The following is a 16,096-nucleotide window of genomic DNA, read 5'->3' on the forward strand; positions in this document are numbered from 1 at the left end:
TCATGCGCCCTGCGCAATGCGGTTCGTCGCGGGCGACCGCTCGAACACCCTCACACCCCGCAACACTTCTTGTACTTCTTCCCGCTGCCGCAGGGGCACGGATCGTTGCGTTCGGGCTTGGCGTCGCGGCGGATCGGGGTGCGCGGGGTGAGGGCGTCGATGCGGTGGTGGTGCAGGTCGGCGAGCATATCGGGCAGTTCCATCACGATGCCGAGGCGCTCGCGGTATTCCAGCGGCGTAGGTTCCGCGGTCGGGTCTTCGCCAAGCACTTCGCCGCTGGCGAGGCGATCGAGCATGCCGAAGATCTCGTCGATCCAGTCGTGTTCGTCCAGCCACGCTTCCCACGCGGCCTCGCGCAGTTCGACGCCGCGGAAGAAGCCGTAGGCCCAGTCGCGGCCGACGTCGAGTTCGTCGTCCTCGTGTTCGGACGGATCCTCGGGCAGCCACAGCAGCGGCGCGAAGGCGTCGGGCAGGTCTTCGCTGCCGTGGCGCACGCGCTGCACCACCATCGCCTGGTGCGACGCGAGCAGGCCGGCGACGTCGGCCGCTTCGGCCTCGCCGTCCCAGCGCGGCGGCTTGCCGCCCCACACGACGGGCTGCCATTCCTCCGCGGGCACGTCCTCGGGGCCGACGGCGAGCGCGGACAGGAAACCGTCCAGCGCTTCGAGGTTGAAGCCCTTGAACGGCACGGCGCGGGTGTCGAGCAGTTCGGACAGGCGCTCCAGGCGGGCGTCGTCGAGGAAATCGGGCGTGGACATGGCGGCGCCTGCGCTTTTCGGGGCGGGATAGGGTAATCGACCGCGCGCCGGCCTGCCCGGACCCGCATGCCGGAAACGAAACAGGGCGCGGCCGGAGCCGCGCCCTGCGCGTGGATCGCGATGCCGTCGGCGTTACTTGGCGACGTCGAATTCCTTGGTCTGCACGACGGTGCCGTCGAGCGAGACTTCGAGCTTGTACTTGCCCGGCGGGAAGCCGTCCGGCTTGCTGATGTGGAACTCGTTGGCGCCGGTGCCGGTGAAGCTGATGTCCTTGCTTTCCTCGTTCACGGTCATCGGCTCGGGCTTGCCGTTGTTGACGTAGTCGAAGCTCCACTTCACGCCCAGCTTGCCCGGGACCGAGGCGGCCGGGTCGCTGGTGGTGGTGCCGATGACGGCATAGATGGTGTCCTTCGGCTTGAAGCTGGTGCCGGCGGCGGTGAGCTTGAGGTCGGGACCGACGGCGGTGCCGAGGTCGACCGACACCACCGACGCGGTGGCGGCGGGGGCCGGCGGCGGCGCGGGGGCCGGTGCAGGCGCGGCGGCGACGGGTTCGGGCGCCGGGGCCGGCGCTTCTTCCTTCTTCTTGCAGCCGACGATGGCGACGCTGGCGATCGCGGCGACGAACAGGGCCTTGCGGAACGACGGGGTGTGGCGGGTCATGGCGGGGTCCTCGAAACGGGCGATGAAGTTCCTGACGGAGCGGTTTCGGCGTTCGGCTCAGCCGAGCGTCGGATCGTCGAGATCGCCGTCGCCGTCGATGTCGATCGCCGGCAGCTTGATCGTCTGGCCGGGGAAGATGCGGTCCGGGTCCTCGATCGTGTCGCGGTTGGCCTCGTAGATCTGGTGCCAGTACTTCGACTTGCCGTAGAAGCGCTTGGCGACGGCCGACAGCGTGTCGCCCTTCTCGATGGTGTAGGTCTGCTCGCCGGTGCCGCCGCCGCCACCGCTGCCACCGATCACTTCTTCGGTGGTGGTGAAGCCGGACTGCACGTTGGAAAAATCGGGTTTGTCGGGAGTGGTCATGGTCGCGGGCTCCTGCCGGAATGGCGGGGCCACATTGACACGCGCCATGTTAAGAATCCATATCGATCCCGGGTATTTTTCCGTACCGCGAATCAGTCGCGGGATCGTGCACGACGACCGCGCTACTGGCGGGCGTCGCGCCCGGCCGCGGGCGGCGGCGTGCCCGGTGTCGCGCGCCACGGATTGATGTCCAGGCCACCGCGACGGGTGTAGCGCGCCTCCACCGACAGCGCCTGCGGCCGGCAACGCGCGAGCAGGTCGACGAACACGCGTTCGACGCATTGCTCGTGGAATTCGGCGTGATCGCGGAACGACACGAGATAGCGCAGCAGGCCGGCACGATCGATCCGCGGCCCGCGGTAGGCAATGCGCACGCCGGCCCAGTCCGGCTGGCCGGTCACCGGGCAATTCGATTTCAGCAGCGCCGAGTGCAGCGTCTCCTCGACGATGGCGTCGCCGTCGGCCGACAGCAGCGACGCATCCGGCGGACCGTAGCGATCGATGTCGACGTCGAGGCCGTCGATCGATTCCGCACCGTCCGCGCCCTCGGCGAACGGCGGCAGCCCGAACGCCACGTCGACCGGTGCGCCCGCGGCGGCGGACAGGTCCGCGACGATCACCGCGCGCACCGCGTCGGCGCTGTCGTAGCGCTGGCCGCCGTTGAACGAGTTGAGGTACAGCTTCAGCGACTTCGATTCGATCAGGTGCGGCGAGGTCGCCGGCACGGTGAGCGTCGCGGTCGCGACCACCGGCTTGCCGCGCGCGTCGAGCCAGCTCAGTTCGTAGGCATGCCAGCGATCGTGGCCGATGAAGGGCGGCGCCGCGTCGTCGACGCCGATCTCGCCGCGCGCCTGCGCACGCGGGATCGGGAACAGCAGCGTCGGATCGTACTGCCCGGGATACGCGACCTCGCGGCCGAGCGGAATGTCGGGATGCGTCATCGCGACAGTCTAGCCTGCCGCGCGAACGGTCCGAACCGGGCGACCCGTCGCTGCCGGTCCGCCACGGCGGGGATGGCGTGCGTCAGCGACGACGCCGGGAGCGCAGCGGGAACGGATCGCTGTAGAGACTGCTGTTGGCGCCGCAGAACTTGCGGCATGCGGTGTCGGCGTCCAGCGTGGCATCGACTTCCAGCACCAGCGACCGCGACCGCTCGACGAAGCGCAGCGGGCAGCGGTTCTCCTCGTCGGGAATCGCCACGAGCCGCCGCTCCCCGTCGACGACGGTTTCCTGCAGCGAACCACTGAGGTCGCAGCCGCCCGCGGTCGTCGCGAACGTGGCCGTGTCGAGTTCATAGCGGTAGCGCCCCGGCTCCGCATCCCGCTTCAACGCCAGCGTGTTCCAGGCGACGCAGTCGCGGTACTCGCCGTCCTGCGTCCTGTACGCGCATTCGCCACGGACGCGGTAGTGGCCGGACAGGTCGTCGCTGCGCTTGTCCGCCGACGCCGGGCCGATCATGGCGACGGCCGCCCCGAACAGGAGCGCCATGGACAGCCTGACGCGGCTCATTGCGCGTCACCGTTCTGGTAATCCAGCACCACCTGCAGCATCGAGCGCAGGCCGACGTCGAGCGCGGATTCGTCGAGGAAGAATTCGGGCGAATGGTTCGACGGCGCGGTCGCCGGGTCCTTGCCCGCCGGCGTCGCGCCGACGAAGAAGAAGAACCCGGGCACTTCCTTCGCGTAGTACGAGAAATCCTCGGCGCCCATGTTGAGGTCCAGCGGCAGCACGCGATCCTTGCCGACCGCGCGCTCCAGGCTGGGCACCATGCGCGCGGTGAGCGCGGGATCGTTCACCGTCACCGGATTGCCTTCGGTGTCGGGCACATGGGCGATGGCGGTGGCGCCGTGCGCGGCGGCGACGTGTTCGGCCACGTTCTTCAGGTCGGCGAACACCGCCTGGCGCATGCCTTCGTCGAAGGTGCGGATGGTGCCGATCAGTTCCACCTGGTCGGGGATGATGTTGTAGCGGATGCCGCCCTTGATCGCGCCGAAGCTCACCACCACCGGCAGGTGCGAGAGGTTCTGGCGGCGGCTGACGATGGTCTGCGCGCTGGTCACGACCTCGGCCGCGGCGACGATCGGGTCGATGCCGCCCCACGGCCGCGAGCCGTGCGTCTGCCGGCCCTTGATCACGATGTTGAAGCGATCCGACGCCGCCATCGCCGGGCCGCTGCGATAGCCGACGGTGCCCGCCGGCAGCGTGCTGAACACGTGCAGGCCGAACACCGCCTGCGGCTTGAAGTCGCGGAAGATGCCTTCGGCCAGCATCTCCGAGGCGCCGCCTTTTTCCCCGTCCGGCGGGCCTTCCTCGGCCGGCTGGAACACGAACAGGATTTCGCCGGGCAGGTCGGCCTTCATCGCCGCCAGCGCCTCGGCCACGCCCATCAGGATCGAGGTGTGCGCGTCATGGCCACAGGCGTGCATCACGCCGGTGGTCTCGCCGCGGAACACCGCGGTGGCCTTCGACGCGAACGGCAGCGCGTTGCGTTCGGTCACCGGCAACGCATCCATGTCGGCGCGCAGCGCGATGCGCGGGCCGGGCTTGCCGCCCTTGAGCACCGCGACGACACCGGTGGTCGCGATGCCGGTCTTCACCTCGAAGCCCAGTGCGCGCAGGTGGTCGGCGACGATCTTCGCGGTGCGCGTCTCGCGGTTGCCGAGTTCGGGGTGCTGGTGGAAGTCGCGGCGCCAGGCCAGCACCTTCGGCTGCAGCCGCTGCGCCTGGGCGTCGACGTCGGGACGCGCATCGCCGGCACGGGCGGGCGAAGCGACCGCGCCGAGGGCGGCGGTCAGCGACAGGGCGAGCAGGGCGTGGCGCATGCGGCGATCTCCGGACGGGGCTGCGGCGATGCTACCGCATGCCGGCCGCGACACCGTGCGTGCGGGCATGGCGTCATGCTGCGGACGCACTCGCCAAAGCCGACGCCCCGTGCGAGGCTGCCGCGTCCGCCGTCCGCACCGAGCCGCCCATGTCCGACACGCCCGCCGCCCGTCCGCTCGAAGGCGATGCCGCCCTGGTCCGCGCGGTCGGCAGCCTGGCGCTGACCGCGGCGGTGATCAACGTGATCGTCGGCGGCGGCATCTTCCGCATGCCGGCCTCGCTGTCGACGCAGATGGGCATCGCCGCGCCGCTGGCGCTGATCGCCGGCGCCCTCGCGATCGTGCCGGTGGCGCTGTGCTTCGCCGCGATCGGCAGCCGCACGCAGGCCACCGGCGGGCCGTACACGTATCTCACCGCGGTGTTCGGGCCGTTCGCCGGATTCCTGGCCGGCGCGCTGATGTGGATCAGCAACCTCGCCTCCAGCGCCGGCGTCGCCGACGGCCTGTCGTCGCAGGTCGCGGCGCTGTCGCCGGCGTTCGCCGACCCGTGGCATCGCGCGGGATTGCTGACGGTGGTGTATCTCGCCCTGTTCGCGTTGAACGCGTTCGGCGTGAAACTCGGCGCACGCGCGATCGCGACGCTCGCCACGCTCAAGCTGACGCCACTGTTCGCGCTGGCGGCGATCGGCGTGTGGTTCATCGATCCGGCGAAGATCAGCTTCAGCCTCGCCGACGTGCCGTCGTTCTCGGCGCTGGGCGCGTCGATGGTGCTGGTGATGTTCGCCTACTCCGGCATGGAGACCGCGCTGGTGCCGTCGGGCGAGCTGCGCGATCCCGCGCGCAGCGTGCCGCGCGCGACCATCGCCGCGATCCTGCTGGTCGTGCTGCTCTACCTCGGCCTGCAGATCGCCGGGCAGACGCTGCTGGGCCCGGCGCTGGCGAAGAGCGGCGTGCCGCTGGCCGATACCGCCGCCGCGCTGTGGGCACCGGGCCGCACGCTGCTGCTGCTCACCGCCGCGGTGTCGATGACCGGCTTTTTGATGGGCAATCTGCTGGGCACGTCGCGGCTGGTGTTCGCGCTGGGCCGCGACGGCTACCTGCCGCGCGTGTTCGGCCGCGTGTCGGCGTCGCACCGCGTGCCGCTGCTGGCGCTGGTCGCGCACGCGGGCATCGCGTGGACGCTGGCGCTGTTCGGCAGCTTCGACAAGCTGGCGTTGATCTCCGGCGGCGCGATCTGCCTGATGTACGGCTTCGTCGGCGTCGCCGCGTGGCGCGCGCAGACGCGCGACCTGCGCGAGCGCGGCGAACCCTTCGTGATGCCCGGCGGCCCGGCGATCCCGCTGGTCGCGGTCGCGGCGATGGTCGCGATCGTCACCACGCTCAAGCCCGACGAATGGGCTGCCATTCTCATCGCGCTGGCGGCGCTGGTCGCGATCTACGCCGGATTGCGGGCGTTCCGGCGCTGAGGCCGCGGCGGGTCAGCCCGCCGCGGGGTGCGCCGCCTGCTTGCGGCGGCCGCGCACGCGCCGGCCGATCCACTGGCCCACGTCGTCCAGCAGCGAGTACGCGGCGGGGATCACGATCAGGCTGAGCAGGGTCGAGGTGATCAGGCCGCCGATCACCGCCCACGCCATGGGCGCGCGGAAGCTGGAATCGCCGGAGAATCCGAGCGCCAGCGGCAGCATGCCGGCGCCCATCGCCAGCGTGGTCATCATCACCGGCCGCGCGCGCTTGCGGCAGGCGTCGATCAACGCATCGTGGCGGCTCAGGCCGTGTTCGTCCTCGGCCACCACCGCGTAGTCGACCAGCAGGATCGAGTTCTTGGTGGCGATGCCGATCAGCATCAGCAGGCCGATCAGCGCCGGCAGCGACAGCGCGGTGCCGGTCAGCAGCAGCGCGCCGAACGCGCCGCCGGCGCACAGCGGCACCGCGGTGAGGATGGTCAGCGGCTGGATGGCGTGGTTGAACAGCAGCAGCAGCACCATGTAGATGCAGGCCAGGCCCGCGACCATCGCCAGCGCGAAGCCGATGAACAGTTCGACGAAGATCTGCGCGTCGCCGGCCTTGAGGAACTGCACGTCGGAGGGCAGGTTCTTCACCGCCGGCAGCGCCTGCACTTCGTTCATCACCTCGCCCAGCGGGCGGCCGTCCAGCTCGGCGGTCAGCGTGATGTTGCGCTGGCGCTGGTAGCGCGAGATCACCGACGGCCCGCTGCCGTCGCGGATGTCGGCGACGGCCGACAGCGGCACCGGGCCGTTGCGGCCGGGCACGCGCAGCTGGCCGATCAGCGCCGGATCGCGCAGCGCATCGCGCGCGAAGCCGACGCGGATCGGGATCTGGCGATCGGCCAGGTTGAGCTTGGCCATGCGCTGGGTGTAATCGCCCGCGGTCGCGATGCGGGTGGCGTCGGCGATGTCGGCGGTGGCCACGCCCAGGTCGGCGGCGCGCGCCGGGTCCGGCACGACCTGCACCTCGGGACGCAGCAGCGACGCTGACGAGGCCACGCTGCCGAGGCCGGACAGCCCGCGCAGGCCGCGCTCGACGCCGGCGGCGGCCGCTTCGAGCTTCGCGGGATCGTCGCCGGCGAGCACCAGCTGCATCATCTCGCCCGGTTCGGTGCTGATGAAGCGGATCTTCACGCCGGGCAGGTCGGCCAGACGCTCGCGCACGAGGCGTTCGAGCACCTGCTGGCCGCGGTGGCGGTCCTTGGCCAGGCCCCAGTCGAGCACCACCGTCGCCTTGCGCGCCTCGCCCGTACCGGTCTTCCCGGGATCGCCGAGGTCCAGCACGCTGCCGACCATGGTGAAGGCGTGCTTCAGCTCGGGGATGTCGGCCAGCCGGGCGCGCGCCTGCTCGGCCACGGCAGTGGTGCGTTCGATGGGGGTGCCCGGCGGCAGTTCGAGGCTGAGGTTGCTGCGACCCAGGTCGGTGAACGGGATGAAGGTGGTCGGGATCAGCGGCACCAGCGCCAGCGAGGCCACGAACAGCCCCAGCGCGATCCACAGCGTGCGCCCGCGATGGCGCAGCGCCGCATCGACCCAGCCCAGGTAGCGGGTCATCAGCTTCGATTCGGTCTCGGGGCCCGTGTGCGGCTTGAGCTGGTACGCGGCCATCATCGGCGTGAGCAGGCGCGCCACCAGCAGCGAGAACAGCACCGCGGTGGCGGCGGTCCAGCCGAATTCGCGGAAGAACTTGCCGGGAATGCCCGGCATGAACGCCACCGGCACGAACACCGCCGCCAGCGTCATCGAGGTGGCGATCACCGCGGTACCGATCTCGTCGGCAGCGTCGGCCGCGGCCTGCCGGGGCGACTTGCCCATGCCGAGGTGGCGGACGATGTTCTCGATCTCGACGATCGCGTCGTCCACCAGGATGCCGACCACCACCGACAGCGCGAGCAGGGTGATCATGTTGAGGCTGAAGCCCAGCCACGCGATGACCGCGAAGGTCGGGATGATCGACAGCGGCAGCGCCACCGCCGACACCCATGTGGCGCGCCAGTCGCGCAGGAACCACCACACCACCAGCAGCGCCAGCAGCGCGCCTTCCCACAGCATGGTCATCGACGACGCGTAGGAGCGCTGGGTCTGTTCGACGGTGGTGCTGACCAGTTCGAAGCCGACGCCCGGGTGCGATGCCTCCAGCGCGTCGAGCGCCGCGCGCACGTCGGCGGCGACGCGCACTTCGTCCGCCTTGCGGGTGCGCGCGAGCGAGAACGCGACCACCGGCTTGCCGTCGAGCAGCGCGACCTGGGTCGGATCGGCGGCATCGTCGTGCACGTGCGCGATCGACGACAGGCGCACGGCGCGGCCGTCGGGCAGGGCGATGCTGTAGTCCCGCAGTTGCTGCGCGTCGGCGACGGTGCCCAGCGCGCGCAGCGTCTGCTCCTGGCCGCCGACTTCGGTCCGGCCGCCCGGCTGGTCGGCCTGGATCCGCGCCAGCTGCTGCGACACCGCGCCGGCGGTGATGCCGTAGGCGATCAGCGCCTGCGGATCGAGGTCCACGCGCACCTGGCGGTCGATGCCGCCGATGCGCTTCACGTTGGCGACGCCCTTCACGCCGTACAGCGCGCGGGAAATGTCGCGATCGACGAACCACGACAGCTCGTCGGCGGTCATGCCCGGCGCGGAGACCGCCCAGGTCTGCAGCGAGCCGCTGATGTCGACCTTGCCGACCACCGGTTCGAGGATGTCCTGCGGCAGGTCGCTGCGCACGCGGGTGATGGCGTCGCGGGTGTCGTCCAGCGCGACCGACAGGTCCGTGTCGATGTTGAATTCGATCGCGGTGACGCTGCTGCCCTCGGAAACCGTGGACATGATGTGCTTGACGTTCGAGATCGTCGCGACCGAATCCTCGATCTTGCGCGTGACCTCCGTCTCCAGCTGCGCCGGCGCGGCGCCGGGCTTGTTCACCGTCACCGTGGTCATCGGGAAGGCGATGTCCGGGTAGCGCGCGACCGGCAGCGAGTGGAAGCCCCACAGGCCGGCCACGCACAGCACGAAGAAGACCATCAGCGCCGGCAGCGGCCGCTTGATCGCCCAGGACGAGAGATTGCCGCCGCCGGTCACGGCGTCGCGCCCGCGGCCGGCGCCTCGACGATGCGGACGCGGTCGCCCTCGGCGAGGAAGCCCGCGCCCTGCACCACCACGCGGGTGCCCGGCTTCGGCCCATCGAGCAGTTCGATCGTGTCGTCGAGCTTGATGCCGGTGCGCACGCGCTGCGCGTGGGCGAGGCCCTTGCCGTCGACCAGGAACACGGTGGGGAAGCCGTCGCGCAGCACCACCGCGGCGACCGGCACGGTGGTGCCATCGGCGAGGCCGGTGTCGATCCGGCCCTCGACGTAGGCGCCGGGCGCCAGGCCCTGCGGATCGGGCAGGTCGGCGTAGACGGTGCCGGTGCGGGTGGCGGCATCGACGCCCGGGCTCACCGCGCGCACGCGGCCGTCGACACGGGCGCCCGACGGCGCGGTCAGCACGACGCGATCGCCGGGGGAGATCTGCCCGAGCTGGCCCACCGGCAGTTCGGCACGCCATTCCAGGCGGCCGTCGCGGATCAGCCGCAGCAATTCGCCGCCACCGGCAACCACCTGCCCCGGCTGCACCAGCCGCTTCGAGATGATGCCCGCGGCCGGCGCGCGCAGGTCGGCGAAGCTGCGGCGCAGCGCGGCGCCATCGCGGGCGGCGCGGGCGGTGCCGACGCGCGCTTCGCTCTGGGTGCGCGCGGCGCGCAGTTCGTCCAGCTGGCCGGCGCTGATGAAGCGGTCCTTCGCCAGCCCCTGGCCGCGGGCCAGGTTGGCGCGCGCGAGCTGCGCGCCGGCCTCGGCCTCGCGCAGCGCGGCCTCGGCCTGCGCCAGGTCGCTGTCGAGCGTGCGGTGATCCAGTTCCAGCAGCGGTTGGCCGCGCTCGACGCGGGCGCCCACCTCGACGTGCAGCGCGGTCACGCGCAAGCCGCCCAGTTCGACGCCGAGCTGCATCTCCTCGACCGGGGCCACCGCGCCGGACACCGAGACCCCGCGCGGGAGGCTGCGGGCGCGCACGGGCGCGACGGTCACCACCATCGCCTTGCTCGCGCCCGCGTCTTGCGGGGAAGGGCTGTCATCCTGGCAGGCGACGAGAACAAGACTGAGCCCTGCAGCCAGCAGGACGGTACGGGCACGGACCGGCATGATGCGTATCGCGGTTAAGGAAGCGGCAGTGTACCGGCAAGTTCACTAATGTCCGGGACCGTCCGGCGGATGATGAACGCCGGATTCAGCCAGCCGGCGGCGGCTTGCTGCATCGCGGCGGCCGATCGCGCCGCCCGGTGCCATCGTCGGCGTCGATCGAGGAACGCCGCTCCGACCGGCGCTGCACGCAGGGAACCGCGATGCCGAAGCGCCTGAGAACGCTCCTGCCCTGGCCGCTGGTGCCGGCGTTCTTCGTGATCGGACGGCAGCTCGGGCCGCTGCTGTACATCGGCGAAGGCCGCATCGACGGCTTCCGCGAAGCCGCGATCGTCGACGCGCTGGCGGTGCTCGACACGACTACGCGTGCTACACCGAGATGTGCCCCTGACCGGGACGCGTCACGCCGGCAGCCGGAAGAACGCCGTCGCCGTCGCGGTGGTCGCGGCGGCGACGGCCTCCACGGACTCGCCGCGATCGCGGGCGAGTTCCTCGACGATGTGCGCGAGGTACATCGGTTCGTTGCGCCGATGCGACGGCTGCGGGCGCACCGTGCGCGGCAGCAGGTAGGGCGCGTCGGTCTCGATCATCAGCCGGTCCGCGGGGATGTGCTTCACCAGCTCGCGCAGGTGCTGGCCGCGACGCTCGTCGCAGAGCCAGCCGGTGATGCCGATGTACCAGTCGCGATCAAGGCAGTCGAACAGCTCCTCGCGGGTGCCGGTGAAGCAGTGCACCACGGCCGGGCCGTGGCGGCCGTCGAAGTCCTTCATCATCGCCAGGAAGTCGGCGTGCGCATCGCGCTGGTGCAGGAACAGCGGCTTGGCATTCCCGTCGGCGGCGAGGTCCGCCGCCAGCTGCAGCTGGCGCTCGAACGCGCGCCGCTGCGCCGGCCGCGGCGAGAAGTCGCGGAAATAGTCGAGACCGCATTCGCCCACAGCGACCACTTCCGGATGCGCGTGCAACGCGCGCATCTCGGCATCGCATTCGTCGGTGTATTCGACCGCGTGGTGCGGATGCACGCCGGCGGTGGCGTACAGCGTGCCGGGAAACGTCTGCGCCAGGATCAGCGCCTTCGGCGAATGCTCGCGGCTGGCGCCGGTGACCACCAGTTTCGTCACGCCCGCGTCGCGCGCGCGGGCGAGCACCGCTTCGCGATCGTGGTCGAAGCTTTCGTGGGTGAGGTTGGCGCCGATGTCGATCAGCGGCGTGGCGCTCGTGTGCATGCGGGTCCGGCAGGGAAGGACAGGCGTGCATTGTACGGAATGGCGCGTCGCGGCCCGCGCATGTGACGAGATGTTTCCGTCGACACATCCGTTCACAACTGCACTCCGGCGCGGGGTCAACCCGCGCGGAAGACCGGCGTTTCCTTGCGCGTCCCCCAACCCACAAGGAAGACACGCCATGTTCCAACTGCTTCGTTCCACCCTCGCCACCGCAGTCGCACTCTTCGCCATCGGGTCCTGCACCGCCGATGCCGCCGTCCGCTACGACTTCCGCCCCGTCACCACCGAGATGCAATCGCTGGTCGACACCTACACGCTCGACGGCGCGTCGCTGCGCGTGGACAAGGCCGGCAGCGTGGTCTATCGCCGCGCGTTCGGCGGCTACGCGCTCGACACCCGCATCCCGATCGCCTCGGCCAGCAAGTGGCTGTCGGCGATCACCATCGCGCGCCTGGTCGAGAAGGGCCAGATGCGCTGGAGCGACACCGTCGGCCAGTACTTCCCGACCGTCGAACCGGCCAAGCAGGGCATCACCCTCGAACAGCTGTTCTCGCACACCAGCGCACTGCCCGGCGGCGACGACTTCTGCATGTCGAACCCGCTGTACACGCTGACCACCTGCGCCAACCGCATCCTGCAGCAGCCGCTGATCGGCCAGCCCGGCAAGGTGTTCTCCTACGGCGGCAATTCGATGCAGGTCGCCGGGCGCATGGCCGAGATCGCCACCGGCAAGGCCTGGGACGACCTCTTCATCGCCGAGATGGTCACGCCGTTCGGCCTGACCGGCACCGACTACGCCACCTCGTCGACCGCTTTGGGCTACGTGCGCAACACCAATCCGCGCATCGCCGGCGGCGTGCGCAGCACCCTCGACGACTACGGCAAGGTCGTCGACATGGTGCTGGCCTGGGGCTGCCTCGACTACCGCGCCGACGGCACCTGCCTGCCGAGCCGCCGCTTCCTGAATCGCCTCACCATCGAGTACATGGCGCGCGACCGCACCGTGGGCACCGTCGACGTCTCGCGTCCGCCCACGTCGGTCGGCTACGGCTACGGCCTCGGCCAGTGGATCGATCCGACTTCGGCGTTGATCGTCTCTTCGCCGGGCGCGTTCGGCTTCACGCCGTGGGTCGACCACAACACGCAGGTCGCCGGCGTGCTGCTGGTGAAGGACGACAACACGCGGCTGTTCGACGACATCAACGACATCCGCATGATGGTGAACGTGGTGACCGCGCCCGCCGCCGCGCTGTACATCGCCGATCCGTTGCCGGCGCAGCCGCTGCCGACGTTCGCGACGAAGGCCGCCCGCGTGCGCACCGCCGCGCTCGCGAACGCCGCGAACCGCCACTGAGTGCCGCGCCCTCGCGGCGCATCCGCCCGCCCAGGTTCGCCGGGGCGGGCGTCTGCCGTCGTCGCCCGCGATCCCGCGAGGCGACACGGCCGTTCCGACGCTGTCCACGTTCCGCATTCCTTCCACCTTTCCATGGATGATTCCCCATGCGTCTTTCCCCGCGTTTCCTCCCCCGTCGCGCCCGTTCCGTCCTCGCCGTCGCCCTCGTCACCGCCGGCGCGGCGATGGCGGCGCCGCTCTACAACTTCACGCCGGTCACCAGCGCGATGCAGACGTTCGTCACCGACCACGCGCTCGACGGCGCCTCGCTGCGCGTGAACAAGGCCGGCAGCGTGGTCTATCGCCGCGCGTTCGGCGGCTATTCGCTGACCACCCGCGTGCCGATCGCCTCCGGCAGCAAGTGGCTGTCGGGCCTCACCGTCGCCCGCCTGGTCGACAAGGGCACGATGCGCTGGAGCGACACCGTCGGCCAGTACTTCCCCAATGCGCCGGCCGACAAGAAAGGCATCACGCTCGCGCAGCTGTTCTCGCACACCAGCGCGCTGCCCGACACCGACAACCTGTGCATGGCGAACCAGCGCATCACCCTCGGCGACTGTGCCAACACCATCCTCGCGAACTCCACGCTGATCGGCACGCCGGGCAAGGTCTTCGCCTACGGCGGCAACTCGATGCAGGTTGCCGGCCGCATGGCCGAGATCGCCAGCGGCAAGAGCTGGGACGACCTCTTCATCGCCGAGACGGTGACGCCGCTGGGCCTGACCCAGACCGACTACGCCTATGATTCCACCGTCGCCGGCTACGTGCGCATGGCCAACCCCCGCATCGCCGAGGGCGGCCGCAGCACGCTGGAAGACTACGGCCACGTCGTCGACATGCTGCTGGCCAACGGCCGCTACAACGGCAAGGTGTACCTCTCGCCAGCGACGCTGGCGGCGATGTCGATCGACCGCACCGTCGGCACGCAGAACCTGTCGCGACCGCCGTACACCGACGGCTTCGGCTACGGCATCGGCCACTGGATCGACAGCGCGAACGATCCGAACGCGACCGCGCTGGTGATCTCCAGCCCCGGCGCCTTCGGCTTCACGCCGTGGGTGGACTACGGCTCGAACGTCGGCGGCGTGCTGCTGGTGAAGGACCAGCGCTTCAAGCTGGCGCCGGACATCACCGACATCCGCGCACTGGTCAACGTCGTGACCGCGCCGGCCGCCACGCTGTACCGCGCCGAAGCACTGCCCGCGCAGCCGGTGGCGGACAAGCGCGCGCCCGCGCCGGTGCGCATCACGTTCACGCGCACGCACGATCGCCGCTGAGCGACGGCCGTCGAGCGACTGCGGCGCGGCGGGCCTTCGGGTTCGCCGCGTCGCGGTATCGATCCGGCATGCGGATCAGGCCCAGTAATCGCCGACGCAGCGGCCGTCGCGCGGCAGGTCCTCGAACGTGTCCAGTCCGTCGAAGTGATCGATCGGGATCATCGCGACCGCGTCGGGTTCGGCCATGCGCACGTTCACCGCGAGGCGTCGCCGGCCGTCGTCTTCGAGCCGCAGCCCGCGCCAGTAGCCCATGCCGCCGCAGTGCGGGCAGAAGTGGAATTCGATCGCACGGCCGCGGACGTAGGCGCGCGTCTCGCCCTGCACGCGGACGTCGTCGTCCTCGTGGCCGTAGATCCACAGCGCGCCGTAGCGCCGGCACACCGTGCAGTTGCAGGCGGTGGCGCCGTCCGGCACGGCATCGAAGGTCCAGCGCAGGTTGCCGCAGTGGCAGGTGCCGGTGATCATCGCGAAGTCTCCTTGTCGTCGGACCGCATGTCGCGGCGATGCAGGTACAGCGTCTTGCCCGGCAGATCGAACACCAGATCGAAGCGGGCCAGCACGGCCATGCCGAGCACGCTCATCGTCTGCCGGCCGACTGCGCCCGGGAAGAAGCCGACCGGGATGTCATGCAATGTCTCGTCGCCGAGCGCGAATCCGGGCAGCACGCCCTTGCGCACCTCGATGACGTGGCCGAAGGCGTCGGTCAGGCGCTGGGTTTCGGTCGCCGGAATGCGCGCCGCGAGACCGTTGCGCGCGACGAAGGCATCGTCGAGCAGCACGCCGCCGGCGTAGCCGGAGTGGATGAGGAACCGGTTCGGCATCGCCATGCCGTCGACCAGGCAGGTCGCGGTCACGAACAGGCCATCGTCGGCCTGCTCCAGCGGCAGCCGCTGCCAGTGCGCGGTCTTCGCGGGCAGGCGCGCATGCACGACCAGTTCGCGCCGGTCGAAATCCACTTCGACGATGCGGTCGCCGAACGCATCCAGGCCGAACTTGCCGTCGCTGCCCGCGCCGGAATTCACGTCCTCCCACACGCGCACGTCGCGGCGTTCGAGCGCACCGAGCCCGAGCACGTTGCCGGGGCTCGTGCGCGACGACGACGTCCCGCCCCAGCTCTCCACGGCATCGGTGCCGACGAACTGCACGCTCGGCGCCTTGCGCACGCCGTCTTCGGTCAGCATCACCTGCGATGCCGCGGTGTGCAGCATCAGCGTGACGCGATCGCGGCGATTGAGCGTCGCCTCGACCAGCATGTTGCCCTGCGGCCCGAGCGTGAAGGGGAGGCGCGCGATTTCACCGTCGCTGCGGACCGTGGCGCAGGCGGAGAGGCAGAGCATCGCGACGACGCATGCGGCGCGCACGAGGCGGCTTCGGCCGAATCGAACCCGTCCGATCACCCGGGTGGACGCGCAGTCATGCATCGGCGATCTCTCGAACGGGGACGCGGACAATCTGCCACAGGTCGGCCCCTCAATCCTTGTCGCTCGCTGCTTCCGCAGCGGCCGACAGCGCGACCGACAGCGCTTCCAACGCCATCGCCGCCAGCACGCCGACCGCGTACGCCAGCAGATCCGGCGCGTTGAAGTGCGAGCCCAGCACCAGATGCCCGATCGTCGTCGCCCGGATCGCCTGCAACCACGGCGGCTGCCAGAGCTGCAGGCCTTCGATGGCGAAGCAGATCGCGAGCGCGAACGTCCCCGATCGCACGATGCCGTCGCGCGGACGGACAAGCGCGACCAGCCAGTAGATCATCACGGCATACAGCGCATCGCCCGGGTACTTGCCGAGCGCCTCCGGAAGCAGCCCCGGCCATCTGCGCGACGCGAGCCCGACGGCGATCGTCAGCAGGATCGCGAGTGCGTAGGCATTGCGACGCTGCGCCCTCGGGTGGGCGAGGACGACGTTGGAAGCATTCGATCCGGTATTGCTCAACAACCT

At 70.5% G+C, this 16,096-nt stretch carries 15 protein-coding genes; 3 read left to right on the plus strand and 12 right to left on the minus strand.

The genetic code is table 11. The features are described 5' to 3' along the window. Positions 1-50: 50 nt before the first annotated feature. The 6 genes from ACT53Q_RS03065 to ACT53Q_RS03090 all read right to left on the minus strand — a co-directional run bounded on the left by ACT53Q_RS03065 (position 51) and on the right by ACT53Q_RS03090 (position 4,603). Entirely contained in the window at positions 51-758 is a 708-nt protein-coding gene (locus ACT53Q_RS03065) for a UPF0149 family protein (RefSeq protein WP_476185189.1), read from the minus strand. Positions 759-890: 132 nt separating this feature from the next. Beyond that, positions 891-1,418 (minus strand): hypothetical protein, encoded by a 528-nt coding sequence (locus ACT53Q_RS03070; protein WP_476185190.1) that lies wholly within the window; start codon positions 1,416-1,418, stop codon positions 891-893. A gap of 57 nt (positions 1,419-1,475) precedes the next feature. Continuing rightward, positions 1,476-1,781, minus strand: a complete 306-nt coding sequence (locus tag ACT53Q_RS03075; protein WP_476185191.1) for a LysM peptidoglycan-binding domain-containing protein — start codon at positions 1,779-1,781, stop codon at positions 1,476-1,478. A 122-nt stretch (positions 1,782-1,903) separates the two neighbouring features. Further along, positions 1,904-2,722: an NADPH-dependent 7-cyano-7-deazaguanine reductase QueF gene (gene queF, locus ACT53Q_RS03080; protein ID WP_476185192.1), complete on the minus strand. Its 819-nt coding sequence runs from the start codon at positions 2,720-2,722 to the stop codon at positions 1,904-1,906. A gap of 82 nt (positions 2,723-2,804) precedes the next feature. Then, complete coding sequence (locus ACT53Q_RS03085; RefSeq protein ID WP_476185193.1) at positions 2,805-3,290, minus strand: hypothetical protein; 486 nt, start codon at positions 3,288-3,290, stop codon at positions 2,805-2,807. Continuing rightward, positions 3,287-4,603 (minus strand): amidohydrolase, encoded by a 1,317-nt coding sequence (locus tag ACT53Q_RS03090; protein WP_476185194.1) that lies wholly within the window; start codon positions 4,601-4,603, stop codon positions 3,287-3,289. Before ACT53Q_RS03090 ends, ACT53Q_RS03085 begins: the two co-directional genes overlap by 4 nt. Positions 4,604-4,752: 149 nt before the next feature. Between ACT53Q_RS03090 and ACT53Q_RS03095 the strand changes: the two genes are divergently transcribed. Further along, entirely contained in the window at positions 4,753-6,069 is a 1,317-nt protein-coding gene (locus ACT53Q_RS03095; protein ID WP_476185195.1) for an APC family permease, read from the plus strand. A gap of 12 nt (positions 6,070-6,081) precedes the next feature. On the opposite strand, the gene ACT53Q_RS03100 is transcribed toward ACT53Q_RS03095, so the two are convergent. The 3 genes from ACT53Q_RS03100 to ACT53Q_RS03110 form a co-directional block, all read right to left on the minus strand. Beyond that, the gene (locus tag ACT53Q_RS03100) at positions 6,082-9,171 is read right to left on the minus strand and encodes an efflux RND transporter permease subunit (protein WP_476185196.1); all 3,090 of its coding nucleotides are present in this window, start codon (positions 9,169-9,171) and stop codon (positions 6,082-6,084) included. Further along, complete coding sequence (locus ACT53Q_RS03105) at positions 9,168-10,160, minus strand: efflux RND transporter periplasmic adaptor subunit (protein ID WP_476185197.1); 993 nt, start codon at positions 10,158-10,160, stop codon at positions 9,168-9,170. Before ACT53Q_RS03105 ends, ACT53Q_RS03100 begins: the two co-directional genes overlap by 4 nt. 506 nt (positions 10,161-10,666) lie before the next feature. Continuing rightward, complete coding sequence (locus ACT53Q_RS03110) at positions 10,667-11,488, minus strand: TatD family hydrolase (RefSeq protein WP_476185198.1); 822 nt, start codon at positions 11,486-11,488, stop codon at positions 10,667-10,669. Between the two features lie 178 nt (positions 11,489-11,666). On the opposite strand from ACT53Q_RS03110, the gene ACT53Q_RS03115 reads away from it, so the two are divergent. Both ACT53Q_RS03115 and ACT53Q_RS03120 read left to right on the plus strand, forming a co-directional pair. Continuing rightward, positions 11,667-12,842 carry a serine hydrolase domain-containing protein gene (locus ACT53Q_RS03115; protein ID WP_476185199.1) on the plus strand — a complete coding sequence of 392 codons (1,176 nt, stop codon included), beginning with the start codon at positions 11,667-11,669 and terminating at the stop codon, positions 12,840-12,842. Positions 12,843-12,988: 146 nt separating this feature from the next. Continuing rightward, the gene (locus tag ACT53Q_RS03120; RefSeq protein WP_476185200.1) at positions 12,989-14,158 is read left to right on the plus strand and encodes a serine hydrolase domain-containing protein; all 1,170 of its coding nucleotides are present in this window, start codon (positions 12,989-12,991) and stop codon (positions 14,156-14,158) included. 75 nt (positions 14,159-14,233) lie between these two features. On the opposite strand, the gene ACT53Q_RS03125 is transcribed toward ACT53Q_RS03120, so the two are convergent. From ACT53Q_RS03125 to ACT53Q_RS03135, 3 genes are all read right to left on the minus strand, one after another. Beyond that, complete coding sequence (locus tag ACT53Q_RS03125; protein ID WP_476185201.1) at positions 14,234-14,623, minus strand: GFA family protein; 390 nt, start codon at positions 14,621-14,623, stop codon at positions 14,234-14,236. Further along, a complete protein-coding gene (locus ACT53Q_RS03130) occupies positions 14,620-15,519 on the minus strand; it encodes a hypothetical protein (RefSeq protein ID WP_476185202.1) in 900 nt (299 codons plus the stop codon). The genes ACT53Q_RS03125 and ACT53Q_RS03130 overlap by 4 nt, the downstream gene beginning before the upstream one ends. Before the next feature lie 109 nt (positions 15,520-15,628). Next, a complete protein-coding gene (locus ACT53Q_RS03135; RefSeq protein WP_476185203.1) occupies positions 15,629-16,090 on the minus strand; it encodes a ribosomal maturation YjgA family protein in 462 nt (153 codons plus the stop codon). Between the last annotated feature and the right edge of the window lie 6 nt (positions 16,091-16,096).

The sequence above is a fragment of the Lysobacter sp. DMC97 genome (genome assembly GCF_056313745.1).